Annotated in this window: 15 protein-coding genes; 9 read left to right on the top strand and 6 right to left on the bottom strand. The window is 73.7% G+C overall.

The genetic code is table 11. The features are described 5' to 3' along the window. Positions 1 to 73: 73 nt before the first annotated feature. Positions 74 to 1,036 carry a golvesin C-terminal-like domain-containing protein gene (locus tag HCN51_RS59980; RefSeq protein WP_346433858.1) on the bottom strand — a complete coding sequence of 321 codons (963 nt, stop codon included), beginning with the start codon at positions 1,034 to 1,036 and terminating at the stop codon, positions 74 to 76. Between the two features lie 192 nt (positions 1,037 to 1,228). On the opposite strand from HCN51_RS59980, the gene HCN51_RS31385 reads away from it, so the two are divergent. Genes HCN51_RS31385 through folE form a run of 3 tightly spaced genes read left to right on the top strand, consistent with a single transcriptional unit; the run spans position 1,229 to position 3,025 of the window. Next, complete coding sequence (locus HCN51_RS31385; RefSeq protein WP_168014331.1) at positions 1,229 to 1,975, top strand: 7-cyano-7-deazaguanine synthase; 747 nt, start codon at positions 1,229 to 1,231, stop codon at positions 1,973 to 1,975. Then, positions 1,947 to 2,444, top strand: a complete 498-nt coding sequence (locus HCN51_RS31380; RefSeq protein ID WP_168014329.1) for a 6-pyruvoyl trahydropterin synthase family protein — start codon at positions 1,947 to 1,949, stop codon at positions 2,442 to 2,444. Before HCN51_RS31385 ends, HCN51_RS31380 begins: the two co-directional genes overlap by 29 nt. Beyond that, on the top strand, positions 2,441 to 3,025 hold the full coding sequence (gene folE, locus HCN51_RS31375) for a GTP cyclohydrolase I (protein WP_168014327.1): 585 nt from the start codon (positions 2,441 to 2,443) through the stop codon (positions 3,023 to 3,025). The genes HCN51_RS31380 and folE overlap by 4 nt, the downstream gene beginning before the upstream one ends. 8 nt (positions 3,026 to 3,033) lie before the next feature. On the opposite strand, the gene HCN51_RS31370 is transcribed toward folE, so the two are convergent. Continuing rightward, positions 3,034 to 3,804 (bottom strand): class I SAM-dependent methyltransferase, encoded by a 771-nt coding sequence (locus HCN51_RS31370; protein ID WP_168014325.1) that lies wholly within the window; start codon positions 3,802 to 3,804, stop codon positions 3,034 to 3,036. Between the two features lie 114 nt (positions 3,805 to 3,918). On the opposite strand from HCN51_RS31370, the gene HCN51_RS31365 reads away from it, so the two are divergent. Continuing rightward, positions 3,919 to 5,292, top strand: a complete 1,374-nt coding sequence (locus HCN51_RS31365; protein WP_168014323.1) for an FAD-binding protein — start codon at positions 3,919 to 3,921, stop codon at positions 5,290 to 5,292. A 54-nt stretch (positions 5,293 to 5,346) separates the two neighbouring features. Continuing rightward, complete coding sequence (locus HCN51_RS31360; protein WP_168014322.1) at positions 5,347 to 6,453, top strand: PTD012 family protein; 1,107 nt, start codon at positions 5,347 to 5,349, stop codon at positions 6,451 to 6,453. 64 nt (positions 6,454 to 6,517) lie between these two features. Here HCN51_RS31360 and HCN51_RS31355 read toward each other — a convergent pair whose 3' ends face one another. The 3 genes from HCN51_RS31355 to HCN51_RS31345 form a co-directional block, all read right to left on the bottom strand. Next, a complete protein-coding gene (locus HCN51_RS31355) occupies positions 6,518 to 7,624 on the bottom strand; it encodes an FAD-dependent oxidoreductase (protein WP_206068111.1) in 1,107 nt (368 codons plus the stop codon). A 1-nt stretch (position 7,625) separates the two neighbouring features. Then, positions 7,626 to 7,829 carry a hypothetical protein gene (locus tag HCN51_RS31350; protein WP_240973429.1) on the bottom strand — a complete coding sequence of 68 codons (204 nt, stop codon included), beginning with the start codon at positions 7,827 to 7,829 and terminating at the stop codon, positions 7,626 to 7,628. Positions 7,830 to 7,928: 99 nt separating this feature from the next. Next, the gene (locus HCN51_RS31345; RefSeq protein ID WP_168014321.1) at positions 7,929 to 8,828 is read right to left on the bottom strand and encodes an SDR family oxidoreductase; all 900 of its coding nucleotides are present in this window, start codon (positions 8,826 to 8,828) and stop codon (positions 7,929 to 7,931) included. Positions 8,829 to 8,960: 132 nt separating this feature from the next. Between HCN51_RS31345 and HCN51_RS31340 the strand changes: the two genes are divergently transcribed. Beyond that, complete coding sequence (locus tag HCN51_RS31340) at positions 8,961 to 9,533, top strand: TetR family transcriptional regulator (RefSeq protein ID WP_168014319.1); 573 nt, start codon at positions 8,961 to 8,963, stop codon at positions 9,531 to 9,533. Positions 9,534 to 9,601: 68 nt separating this feature from the next. Here HCN51_RS31340 and HCN51_RS31335 read toward each other — a convergent pair whose 3' ends face one another. Beyond that, positions 9,602 to 10,036: an SRPBCC family protein gene (locus HCN51_RS31335; protein WP_168014317.1), complete on the bottom strand. Its 435-nt coding sequence runs from the start codon at positions 10,034 to 10,036 to the stop codon at positions 9,602 to 9,604. A gap of 106 nt (positions 10,037 to 10,142) precedes the next feature. On the opposite strand from HCN51_RS31335, the gene HCN51_RS31330 reads away from it, so the two are divergent. From HCN51_RS31330 to HCN51_RS31320, 3 genes are all read left to right on the top strand, one after another. Next, on the top strand, positions 10,143 to 11,330 hold the full coding sequence (locus HCN51_RS31330; RefSeq protein ID WP_206068110.1) for an alpha/beta hydrolase family protein: 1,188 nt from the start codon (positions 10,143 to 10,145) through the stop codon (positions 11,328 to 11,330). An 83-nt stretch (positions 11,331 to 11,413) separates the two neighbouring features. After that, positions 11,414 to 12,367, top strand: a complete 954-nt coding sequence (locus HCN51_RS31325) for an ABC transporter ATP-binding protein (protein ID WP_168014315.1) — start codon at positions 11,414 to 11,416, stop codon at positions 12,365 to 12,367. Positions 12,368 to 12,383: 16 nt separating this feature from the next. Next, on the top strand, positions 12,384 to 13,136 hold the full coding sequence (locus HCN51_RS31320) for an ABC transporter ATP-binding protein (protein WP_240973428.1): 753 nt from the start codon (positions 12,384 to 12,386) through the stop codon (positions 13,134 to 13,136).

Below are 13,136 nucleotides of genomic sequence, written 5' to 3'. Positions count from 1 at the left end.
TCTGAGGCCCGGGGACGACGCCTGCCGCGTCAGGGCGACGACCTGGACGCGGTCGTCGCCCTGATGCCCGGGCTCAGCCCAGCGGGATGACCGGCTCCGTCGAGCGGCTCGCGTAGAAGCAGCCGGTGGTGGGCAGGCTGCTCGCCGCCGGCGGGGTCGCGCCGTCGTAGATGGCCAGCAGGAAGTTCTGCGGGCAGCGCCGCGTGCTGCCGGTGCGGATGCCGAAGTGCAGGTGCGGGCCGGTCGAGTTGCCGGTGTTGCCGGTCAGCCCGATCTGCTGGCCGACGCCGACGGACGCGCCGTTGGAGACCGACCACGACGAGAAGTGGCAGTAGGTGTAGATGGCGCTGTCGGTGCCGGTCAGGTTGATGCCGCGCCCGCACAGGCTGTCGTCGATGACGGTCACGGTGCCGGCCCGGACGGCGTAGGCGGGGGTGCCGGTGCCGACCGGCAGGTCGATGGCGGGGTAGTCGTGGTGCGGGTCGTCGTACTCGCTGCGCGGCAGCGCACCGCGCGGCAGGGGCAGGGAGAACGCGGCCCCGCCGGTCGAGGGGGTGAGCCGGATCGCGTCGGCGACGACGTAGCCGGGCTGGCTGGTCCAGCGGCTGACGCCGACCACGTTGTAGTCGCCGGCGGCCAGGGTGAACGTGCCGAGGCTGACCCAGCGGCCGCCGTTGGCGCGCTGGTCGACGGTCACGCTGCGGGTGCCGTCCGCGGTGGCCACCACGAACGGGGTGGCGCTGTTGTAGCCGGCGTCCGCCGGATACCAGACCTCCACCAGGTGGGGGCCGGCCGCGGGGATCGAGGCCCGGAACCAGGCGGCGTCACTGGCGACGGTGTTCGGTGTGGCGAACCGGTAGTCGGCGCCGTAGCGCTGCGCCGACCACGCCGAGGTGCCCCAGTCGGCGCCGGCGGTGAACTGGCCCGCGGTGGCGTTGTCGACGATGGTGCTCGCGGCCGCCGCCGGGTTCGCGGAGCCGAGCAGGGCCAGGCAGACCGCCACGACGGCGGCCGATAAGCGAGTGATGGTTCTCACGAGCTGTTCCCTCCGGGGGGTTGAGGGGAAGCAGGGGTGAAAGTATTCAACCAACATGCGGGCGGCGATGAAAGATATCTCGCTCCGGACGGAGCGGGGCGCGGTATCCGGTGAGCCTTTGGTTGCCGTGAGTGACGTCAGTCTGTCGGCTAAGTGACTCTCTGTTAGTATTTAATTACTTAGAGTAGGGATGTGAGGCTTCCCCGATCCGCTCCCCGTCCTGACGGCACCCCCGCGCCCCTGGCCGTCGTGCTCTTCTCCGGCGGGCTCGACTCCACGGTGCTGGCCGTCCACTACGCGAGGACACACCGGCTGCTGCTGCTCTCCTTCGACTACGGCCAGCGGCACCGCGCACCCGAGCTCGCGGCCGGCGCGGACGTGGCCGCACACCTGGAGGCCGAGCACCACACGGTGACGATCACCGGCCTGAGCCCCCTGCTGACCGGGTGCTCGCTGACCGACCCCGACGAGCAGGTGCCGACCCTGGTCCCCTCCGATGCCGCGCTGCGCTCGATCACCATCCCCAACCGCAACGCCTTCATCCTCGACATGGCCGTCGCCGTCGCCACGGCCCGCCGGGCCGAGGTGGTGGCGCTCGGCGTGCACCACACCCGCGAGGGCTACCCCATGCCCGACGGCCGGCCCGACTTCTTCGAGGCGTACCGGGAGATGGTGCGGCTGGCCTCCCGGGGGTTCCACACCCCGCGGGTCGAGGCGCCGTTCATCAGCATGCAGAAGGAGGACATCGTCGCCTACGGCGCGCGCCTGGGCGCGCCCATGCACAAGAGCTGGACCTGCTACCTCGACGGTCCCGTCCACTGCGGCACCTGCATCGCGTGCATGACCCGCAGGAGCGCGTACGCCCGCAGCGCCACCCCCGACCCGACCCACTACGACAGAGAGGCGCTTGATGACGCATCGGATCCGGGTCTGCCATAATTTCGAGACCGCTCACCGGCTGCCCCATCTGGGCGGCAAGTGCCACAGCCTGCACGGCCACTCGTGGTGGGCCGAGGTCGTGGTCGAGGCGGAGGAGCTGAGCGCGGACCAGACCATCGTCGAGTTCGGCCCGTTCAAGAAGGAGCTGCGCGCGTTCATCGACGCGCACCTCGACCACGGCGCCATGCTGGGCGCCGACGACCCCCTCGCGCCGCTGCTGGCCGCGCACGGCAGCAAGGTCTACCTGTTCGGCCAGGCCCCCTACGTCCGCGACCTGCCTCATCCCACGGTGGAGGCGGTCGCGGTGCTGCTGGCCAGGGCGTCCGAGGCGATCCTGGACGGACGCGAGCGCGCGGCGGGCGCGAGGGTCGGCCGAGTCCTGGTGACGGAGACCCAGGTCAACGCGGCCGAGTACGTGCCAGGCAACGGCGGGCGAACTCCCTCACTCAGGCGACCGGCGGCGTCATGACGATCGAGAAGGCCGCCGCCATCGACCAGGCCCCCGCGCACGCCCGCCGGCTGATGGCCGCGCTCGGCCTGCCACTGGACGCCCCCGGCCTCGCCGACACCCCCGCCCGGCTCGTGTCGGCCCTGTACGAGCTGACCGCCGGGATGCGCGAGGACCCCGGCCGGCACCTGGAGGTCACCTTCCCCGCCGAGTCCGCGCAGTCGGGCGTCATCGCGGTCACGGACCTGCCGTTCATCTCGCTGTGCGAGCACCACCTGCTGCCCTTCACCGGCAGCATGACCGTCGCCTACCTGCCGTCGCCGGGCGCGCCCATCGTGGGGCTGTCCAAGCTGGCCCGCATGGCGCAGGGCTTCGCCGCCCGGCCGCAGGTGCAGGAGCGGCTCGGCGAGCAGATCGTCGAGAGCCTGTGCGCCCGGCTCGACTGCATGGGGGCGGCCTGCCAGGTCGTCGCCGAGCACTCCTGCATGACGCTGCGCGGCGTGCGGGCGGCCGGGGCGAAGATGACGACCCTGCACCTCAAAGGCGTCTTCGAGCGCGACACCCTGGCCCGCAGGGATTTCATGGGCCTGTGCCGAGCCTGACCCCGCTCTCAGCCGTGGCCGATGCCGTAGAAGTGGAACTGCATCCTGGCGCCGTCGGGGAACGCCCGCTCGTTCGCGATCGTACGCAGGTGGCGGGCGCCGGCGAAGGCGGCGTTCAGGGAGTCGTGGAGGATGCGGTCGATGGTCTTGATCCCCACCAGGCACGGCCTGCCGTCGCGGGCCCGCAGGATGTCGGCCAGGATCTCCGGCACGGGCGGCGACGTGCCGAGCAGGTCGAGGCCGTCCGGAGAGATGGCCGGCCCCCAGGGCGGCTCGACGATGTAGGTGTCGCGGGGCCCGCGGGCGGGGAGCCGGGGGAGGAGCTCGCGGTAGTCGATCAGCTCCAGCCGGGTCGCGGCGCCCATGAGGGCCAGGTTGTGGCTGGTGGCGCGGTGCACGAGCGGGTCCAGCTCGGCCGCGTGCACCGGCACGCCGAGCCGGCGGCCGAGGTGCAGGCTCAGGTTGCCCGAGCCGCAGAACAGCTCGGCGACGAGCGGCCGATCGTGCTCGCCGGGCGGTCCGTGCAGGTCGGCGACCGTGTCGGCGACGGCCGTGGCCATGATGTCGGCGCAGCACTCGGCGGCCGTGCGGCCCAGCACCCGCAGCCCGGTGGCCGCCATCGCGGGGGCGGCGACGCCGTACAGGCTGAAACGCTCGGGCGCGCCGTAGACGACCTCGCCGATCTCGCAGAGCTGCGCTCCCGTCAGCTCGGTGGTCCGGTACGGGCCGAGCAGCCGCAGGCACAGCTCGTAGTACACCTCGCGCGGGCTCGTCGTCACGCGACCTCCTTCTGTACGGTCGGCATACTCGTACGATACCTGTCCGTAGTCAATTGAACACTTTCCGTAGGGGCATGACAGGCATGGCGACCCCGGAGAAGAGGAGCACCAGGTGTGAGCGAGGCGGAACGCTGGCTGCGCGAATGGAGTCACCGGCTCGGACCGGCCGGCCAGGCGGAAACGGGCACAAACGTCGGCATGTTCCGGCCCCGGCGGGTGCTCGGCACCCTCCGCCCCGGCGACGTGGAGCAGGTCCGGGCCATCCTGCGCACGGCCGTCCCGGGCGTGACGCTCCACCCCCTCAGCACCGGGCACAACTGGGGGCTGGGCTCGCGCGAGCCGGTCCGCGACGGCGCCGTGCTGCTCGATCTGCGGCGGCTCGACCGGGTCCGCCACCTCGACCTGGACGTCGGAGCCGCCGTGGTGGAGCCGGGCGTCACCCAGGGCCGGCTGGCGGGGCTGCTCGACGGCAGCGCGTACATGCTGAACGTCACCGCCTCCTCCGCGCACACCAGCATCGTGGGCAACGCGCTGGAGCGGGGCGTCGGGCTGCGCCGCCAGCGCTGCGAGGACGTCGCCGGGCTGGAGGTGGTCCTGGCCGACGGCCGGCTGCTGCGGCTGGGGAGATGGCCCGACGAGCGGGGCCGGGTGGTGCCGTACCGGCACGAGGTGGGCCCCGCGCTGATGCCGCTGTTCACGCAGTCGAGCTTCGGCGTGGTGACCGCCGCGGTGATCCGGCTGCTGCCCAGGCCGTGCGCCCTGCACCTGGTACGGCTCCGCTTCGGCGCCGGCCGGCTGGCCGAGGTGGTGGACGAGCTGCGCGACTACCGGGGGCAGCGGCTGGCCGGCGGGGTGCTGAAGATCTACCAGCCGGGCGACTCCGAGGAGTGCACCGCGTACTGCTGCGTGGACGGCGACCCTGAGCTGGCCGCGCTCGCCCGCGACCTGCTGCTGCGCCGGGCCGGCGGCAGCGGCCTGTTCGACGACGTGTGCGCGCACCCGGGCGGCGAGCAGCTGCCCGACCAGCTGCGCCGCTGCCTCGGCGGCGACCCGGGCGGGAACGAGGCGGTGCTGCGTGACTGGTTCGGCACGACCTCGGGCGGCGTCGACGCCAACCCCGGCACCGGCTACCTGTTCTTCCTGCCGCTGCTGCCGTTCCGGGGCGCGGCGGTCGCCCGGGCGCGGACGCTGGTGCGCGAAGTGGGCGCCGAGACCGGCACGCGCTGGCAGGCCACCGTCAACGCCATCTCCGGCGACGTGATCGACCTCGCGGTGTCGTGCCTGTTCCCCAAGGCCGGGGCGGCCCGTGCCCACCAGGCGCTGGACCTGCTGCACCGCCGGTTCGCCGAGCACGGCTGGCTGCCGTACCGGCTGGATGTCGATCACATGACCGCCGGCGGCCCGCCCGAGGTGCTCGGCCGGTTGAAGGAGCTGTTCGACCCGCGGGGGGTGCTCGCGCCGGGCCGCTACGAGCCGGACGACGGGTAGCGTCTACCCCGCGAAGCCGATCACGAAGGGTGCCTGCCGTTGCAGCAGCAAGACATGTCTCCCCGCGCGCGAATCAGCAGGTACGGCGACGTCGCGAGCGCGCTCGCGCTGCACAGCGACCGGCGGCTCGGCGAGTCGCTGGCGCGGGCACGGCCCCTGGGCTCCGGCATCGGCGGCACCTCGGCACTGCTCGACGTCGGCGGCGTGCCCGTCTTCGCCAAGCGCATCCCCCTGACCGACCTCGAACGCCGCCCGGGCAACATGATGTCCACCGCGAACCTGTTCGGGCTGCCGCCGTTCTGCCAGTACGGCATCGCCGCCATCGGCTCGCCCGGCTTCGGCGCCTGGCGCGAGCTCGCGGCGAGCGTCATGACGACCACCTGGGTCCTGACCGGCCGCAGCGCCGCCTTCGCGCTGCTCTACCACTGGCGGGTGCTGCCCGGAGCGCCGCCGCCGACCTCCGAGCACGCCGACGTCGAGGCGGCCGTCCGCTACTGGGACGGATCCGCGGCGGTGGGGGAACGGCTGCACGCCCTCGCCCGCGCGTCGGCGAGCATCGTGCTGTTCCAGGAGTACATCCCGCACACCCTCGACACCTGGCTCGCCGCGCAGCTCGCCGCCGGCCACGACGCCGCGACCGAGGCGATCGCCATGGTCGAGTCGTGCCTGCTCACCGACGTGGCCTTCATGAACGGCCAGGAGCTGATGCACTTCGACGGCCACTTCGGCAACATCCTCACCGACGGCGACCGCCTCTACCTCGCCGACCTCGGCCTCGCGACCTCCTCCCGCTTCGACCTGTCCGAGCAGGAGCGCAGCTTCCTGCGCCGCAACCGCACCCACGACCTCGCCTACGCGATGACGCGCCTGGTCAACTGGCTCGTCACCCACGTCTGCGGGGTGCCGGCGCCGCCGGACGGCAAACCGCGGCCCCGCAACGACTACATCCGCGCGTGCGCGGCGGGCGCGGACCCCGCCGGCGCCCCGCCGGCCGCCGCCACGATCATCCGCCGGTACGCGCCCGTCGCGGCGGCCCTGAACGACTTCTACTGGGATTTGTACGGCACCAGCCGGACGACGCCGTACCCGAGCGAGACGATCGAACGCGCCACCGGCGCGATCCGGGCACGCTGCGGCGACGTCACACCCGCCTGCCCTTGAGCAGCACCGTGCTCAGCCGGCGATGACCGAGGCGGGGCAGGCCCGCAGCTCCATCACGGCCCCCTTACGCGGCGATGTGCTCGGACGGACGCCCAGGCCGATGAAACGTCCGAGGAGGTGGCGCAGCGGCGGCAGCGTGCGGAACGCGGTGAAGATCGGCGGCGCGTTCCCTTCGCGCCTGCACCCGGGCCAGGTCGGCGTCTTCGGGGGTGCCGCCCCGGGCGAGGAGTGGGCCCAGCAGGTTGGCGGTGGCCACCGCGTCCTGCACGGCCAGGTTGATGCCGACGCCGCCGGCGGGCGACATGGCGTGGGCGGCGTCACCGATGCACAGCAGTCCCGGCCGGTGCCAGCGCGGCAGCCGGTCCACGCGCACGCTCGGATGGTGCACCGCCGCCCAGCCGCCGAGGTGCTCGACGCGGTCGCGCAGGGCGGGCGCCAGGTGCGCCACCCGCTCGCGGAACGCGGCCGGCCCGGCGGCCTTGAGCTCGGCGAAGGCGCCGGCCGGGATCGCGGAGGCGAGCTGCCAGTAGTCGCCGCGGTCGATGGAGATCAGCGCCCCCTTGCCGCCCTGGAAGAAGGGCACGTGGTCCTGAGGGTGGCGGGGGAGTCGGAACCACAGGACGTCCATGGGGGGCGAGGAGCTGACGGGGGTGAGGCCGGCACGGTCCCGTACGGTGGAGTGGCGGCCGTCGGCCCCGATCACCAGGTCGGCCCGCACCTCCAGGGGGCCGTCGGCGGTGTCGGCCAGGACGCCGGTCACCCGCCCCCGCTCGGTGATCAGGTCCGTGGCGCGGGCGCGGCGCAGCAACCGGAAGGACGGGTACGCGACGGCCTTGGCGGCCAGGAAGTCCAGCACGTCCCACTGCGGCATGAACGCGATGTACGGGCAGCGCACGTTCAGCCGGGTGAAGTCGGCGAAGGTGACGTCGCGGCCGCCCATGTTGACCGTCACCTGGGGCATCCTCGTGTGCGAGAGGTCCAGGAACTCCTCGATCCAGCCCAGCTCGGCGAACAGCTGCAGGGTGGAGGGGTGGACGGTGTCGCCCCGGAAGTCACGCAGGAAGTCCGCGCGCTTCTCCAGCACCACCACCTCCACGCCCTGGCGGGCCAGCAGCAGCCCGGCCATCATGCCCGCGGGCCCGCCTCCGACGACACAGCACTGTGCGCGCATCTCATCCTTCTTCCGGGAACAGCAGCCCGACCAGGGCCGCGACCAGGTCGTCCCGCCGGTCCGGCGGCGGGACGAGGTCGGCGGCCTCGCCCGCGCCGAGGCCCAGGACCAGGAAGCGGTCGCCGCCCGCGCGCCCGCCGGGGGACTCCCACATGGTGCGGCCCGGCACGTTCCGCCAGCGGCGCAGCAGCACGTCCCGGTCCACGCCGGCCTGGAAGTTGGGCTCGTCGAAGGCGAACGCCCGCGCGGCGGCCGGTCCGGGGTCGCGCCAGGTGCGGGCGCCCTCGATGGGACGACCGCGGGGTCAGCGGGCGGTCGCGTACGCGCCCGCGTCGAGGTCCTCGACGAGGGTCGGCCCGGTGGGCGTCCAGCCGAGGAGGTTCTGGGTCGCGGTGCTGGTCGCCGCCAGGTCCATGCCGAAGAACGTGCCGATCCACCCGAAGTGGCCCGGCACGTCGGCGGGGTCGATCGAGCTGACGGGCAGGTCGAACGCGCGCCCGATCGCCTCCGCGATCACCCGGGTCGGGACGCCTTCCTCGGCGACGGCGTGCAGGCGCGAGCCCGCCGGCGCCTTGCCGAGGCCGAGGGTGACCAGGCGGGCGGCGTCGCGCACGTGCACGGCGGACCACCGGTTGGCGCCGTCGCCCGGGTAGGCGGAGACGCCCTTCTCGCGGGCGATCGCGGCGAGGATCGCGATGAACCCGTGGTCGCCGGTGCCGTGCACGGTCGGCGCGAAGCGCAGGCTCACGCTGTGCACGCCCTGGCCGGCGAACTCCAGCGCCAGGTTCTCGCTCCCGCCCCGGGGCGAGCCGGGGCCGTGGTGCGGGGACGCGTCCTCCTCGGTGGCGGGCCGGCCCTGGGCGAGCCCGGCGACCCCTGCCGCGACCAGGAACGGGCGGCCGGTTCCCGCCAGCGCCTCGCCCATGGTCTGGACGGCGGCCCGCTCGGCCGCCGCCGTGCCGGCCGGGTCGGCCCAGTCGTGCTTGTTCGCGAGGTGGATGACGGCGTCGGCGTCCTGGGCGCCGAGGCGCAGGCCGTCGAGGTCGTCGAGGTCGCCCCGGCGGACCCGGGCCCCCTTGGCCTCCAGGGCGGCGGCGGAGCGGTCGGACCTGGCCAGGCCGGTGACCTCGTGGCCGGCGGCGAGCAGGTCGTCGGTCACGGCGGAGCCGATCCAGCCGGAGGCTCCAGTGACGAAAACGCGCATGAGGGTTCTCCTTCGGCGCACCGCCGCCAGGGCGGAGCGCGTTCTCCTGGAAGTGATGTCTGTGACTGACGTCAGTCACAGACATCACCGTACCCCCGCATGTCGGTCGCTGTCATCACTAGACTTGACCGCATGACGCGTTGGGAGCCCGGGGCCGCGGAACGGCTGCAGGAGGCCGCGCTCGACCTGTTCGCGACCCGGGGGTTCGAGCAGACGACGGCCACAGAGATCGCGCAGGCCGTCGGCCTGACCGAGCGCACCTTCTTCCGCCACTTCAGCGACAAGCGCGAGGTCCTCTTCCACGGGCAGCACCTGTTCACCCAGGCGTTCCTCGACGGCGTGCAGGCCGCGCCGCCCGACGCGTCCCCGATGGAGATCGTCGCCTCCGCGCTGCGCTCGGCGACGTCCTCCTTCCCGGACGAGCGCCGCCCTCATTCGCGCAGCCGGCAGGCCGTCATCGACCAGAACCCGGCGCTGCAGGAACGCGAGCGGCACAAGCTCGCCAGCCTCGCCGCGGCGATCGCGGACGCCCTGCGCGCGCGAGGCGTGGACGACCTCGCCGCCACCTTGGCGGCGGAGTCAGGCGTCACGGTGTTCAAGGTCGCCTTCATCCGCTGGCTGCGCGAGGACGAGCGGCGCTCCCTCACCGACCTCGCCGAGGACGTGCTACGCGAACTGCTGGCCCTGGCCCGCGACCCCTCCTGACCTCCAGGACGGCGGAGGGCGGCGACGACGTCACCCGGTACGTCGCGGACGTCCGCGTCCGTTCGCCGTCACGAGCCGCACAGAGCGGCCAGCCGGCGGAGGTCGGCGCGGATCGAGCGCCGCAACAACCACCTCAGCACCGGCTCCAGCAGCCGCTCGGAGGTCGCGCGCGGGGTGACGCGCACGCGGAAGGTGAAGCGGCACCGGTCCGCGCCGAGCGGCTCGACCAGCCGGCCGCCCTCGGCGTCGATCCCGGACGTGGTGCGCCACCCGAACGAGCGCCCCGGCTCCACCCGGACGACCTCGCCCCCGTTGCGGTAGGTCCGGCCCGCGAACCGCATCACCTCGGCGGTGGTCGTGCCCACCCGGACGACCCCCTCGGGGCTCGGCGCCATCGTCTCGACACTCTCGCGCCAGCGCGGATCCTGACCGTAGTCGGCGACGACCGCCCACGCGCGGGCGGCCGGGCAGGCGATCTCCCGGGATTCCTGAAGCTCGATCACCCGGCGATGATAGGCGCGGGTCCGTCCGGCCCCTGACGAAAGTCAGGGGGTGAGCTGGACTTTCGGGCGTGCCGGGCGGGGCGGCGTTGTTCCTACAGTGCTGGGCATGATCAGAACCCGACGTAACTCCGCCGCCCTGCTTCTCGCCCTGGCCCTGGCCCTGCCGGTGACGGCCGCCACCGCGTCATCACCCGCCGCCGCTGCGGCCGCCGCCGACGTGCGGCTCGCGATCCCGCACCCCACCGGCCGGTACGACGTCGGGCGCGACACCCTGCACCTCGTCGACACCGGCCGCCGCGACCCGTGGGTGCCCACGGCCGCCCGCGAGCTGATGGTGTCGGTGTACTTCCCGGCCAGGGCGGGCGGGGACGCGGCGCCGTACATGACCGTCGAGGAGGCCCGGCTCCTCCTGGAGGGGCAGAAGCTCGACGCCGTCATCAAGCCGGAGCAGCTCGCCGGGGTCGGCACGAACGCGCACCTGCGCGCCCGCCCCGTGGGCGGCCGGCACCCCCTGGTGGTGCTGTCGCCGGGATTCACCCTCAACCGCGCCACCCTGACCACGCTCGCCGAGGACCTCGCCTCCAAGGGGTACGTCGTCGCCCTCGTGGACCACGCCTACGAGTCGTTCGGCACGAGCTTCCCCGGCGGCCGGACCCTGACCTGCGTCGCCTGCCGGACGGTGGAGAGCGCCCCCTCCGACGAGGCGGAGAAGGAGCTGATGGGCAGGGCCGCGGCCGGGCGGGCGGCCGACCTGTCGTTCGTCATCGACCGGCTCACCCGTCCCCGCCGCTCCGCGCCCGCCTGGAAGCACTGGCAGATGATCGACCCGCGCCGGATCGGCGCGGCCGGCCACTCGCTCGGCGGCAACGCCGCCGCGAGCGTCATGGCCACCGACCGGCGCGTCCGTGCCGGGGCGAACCTGGACGGCTCGTTCTTCGACCCGGTCCCGGCGAAGGGGCTCGGCGGGCGGCCGTTCCTCATGCTCGGCACCAAGGCCCAGCACTCGCCCGGCTCCGCCGACACCACCTGGCCGCGCGACTGGCAGCGCCTGAACGGCTGGAAGCGCTGGCTGACCGTCGCGGACGCCGGCCACTTCACCTTCATCGACCTGCCCGTCCTGGGCGCGCAGGCCGGGATCACCGACCCCTCCGCGCCGCTGCCGGGCAAGCGGTCGGGGGAGATCACCACCGCGTACGTGGGCGCCTTCTTCGACCAGCACCTCAACGGCGAGCACCAGCCCCTCCTGGACGGCCCGTCGCCCGCCAACCCGGAAGTGACCTTCCAGAACCCCTGAAAGGGGAAGGGGCTTGGGGTCCGGTTTGCGGGGACGGTAGAGTCTGGCACCGGATCATGAGCGGCGCAGGGGTGAGGAGGGGGATGTCCATCACGCCCTTGTCCCTGCCGCAGCCGCCCGCGAAGGCGCCGGAGTTCGGGCGCGACGCGCTGATCGTGTGCGAGAGCCTGGTGCGCATCTACCAGTCCGGGTCGGTCGAGGTGCAGGCGCTGCAGGGGCTGGACCTGGTCGTGGACGGCGGCGAGATGGTGGCCGTCGTCGGGGCGTCCGGGTCGGGCAAATCGACGTTGCTGTCCATCCTGGCCGGGGTCGACGCCCCCACCGCCGGGCGGGTGCGGGTCGACCGGTGGAACCTGCTGGACATGTCGCGGGCCGACCGGGTCCGCTACCGGCGGCACACCGTGGGCTTCGTCCGCCAGCAGACGGCCGCGAACCTCATCCCGTACCTGACCGCGCGGCAGATGGTCGACCTGCCGATGACGGCGGCCCGCACCCCGGGCCGGGTCCGCCGCAAGCGCGCCGCCGAGCTGCTGGGCCTGCTCGGCGTCGCCGACTGCGCCGACCGGCGGCCCGCGCAGCTGTCCGGCGGGCAGCAGATGCGGGTGGCCATCGCGGTGGCCCTGGCCAACGAGCCCAGGGTGCTGCTGGCCGACGAGCCGACCGGGGAGCTCGACAGCGCCACGTCGGCCGCGGTGTTCGGGCTGCTGCGGGAGGTCAACCGGCGGCTCGGCGTCACCGTCGTCATCGTCACCCACGATCCCGCCGTCAGCGGGCAGGTGGAGCGGACGGTGGCGATCCGCGACGGGCGCACGAGCAGCGAGGTGCTGCGGCGCACCGCCACCGGCGACGACGGCGCCCAGCGGGTCATCGCCGAGGAGTACGCGGTAATGGACCGGGCGGGGCGGATCCAGGTCCCGCGCGACTACCGGGAGGCGCTGGCGCTGACGCGGCGGGTCCGGCTGGTGCTGGAGGCCGACCACGTCGCGATCCGCCCCGACGACGGCGAGGCCGGAATGAGCGGCGGTGCGGCCGGATGAGCGGCGGTGAGGCTGGATGAGCGGCGGGCCCCTGGTCAGCGTGCGGGGGGTGCATCGCCGGTACGGCAGCGGCGCGACCGCCGTGCACGCGCTGCGCGACGTGACGTTCGACCTCGCGCCCGGCACCATGACCGCCCTCGTCGGCCGGTCCGGCTCCGGCAAGACCACGCTGCTCAACATCATCGGCGGCCTCGACCGCCCCGACTCCGGCACCGTCCTCGTCGACGGCACCGACGTCACCGCCCTCGACGAGGACGGCCTGTCCCTGTTACGGCGGGAGAAGGTCTCGTACGTCTTCCAGACCTTCGGCCTGATCCCGGTGCTGTCGGCCGCCGAGAACGTGGGCGCGCCGCTGCGGCTGGCCCGCGTACCGGCGGCGGAGCGGGAGCGGCGGGTCGCGCTGCTGCTGGACCTCGTCGGGCTGGCCGCCCACGCCGAGCAGCTGCCCGGCGAGCTGTCGGGCGGGCAGCAGCAGCGGGTGGCGATCGCCCGGGCGCTGGCCGGCTCGCCCCGGCTGCTGATCGCGGACGAGCCGACCGGGCAGCTCGACGCCGAGACCGGGCTGTCGGTGATGGCGCTGCTGCGTGGGGTGGTGGAGTCCGAAGGGGTCACGGCGCTGGTCTCCACGCACGATCCGACGATGCTCGCGCTGGCGGACCGCGTGATCCGCATCAACGACGGGCAGCTCGACGGGCGGCTCGACGGGCAGTCGGACGCGCGGCTCGATGGGCGGCTCGACCAGCGCTCCGACGGCCGGGGCGAGTCTTGA

The sequence above is a fragment of the Nonomuraea composti genome (genome assembly GCF_012034275.1).
Lineage (GTDB): Bacteria > Actinomycetota > Actinomycetes > Streptosporangiales > Streptosporangiaceae > Nonomuraea > Nonomuraea composti.
Note: the sequence above shows the minus strand (reverse complement) of the source record. Positions and strands in the feature narration are given on the sequence as shown.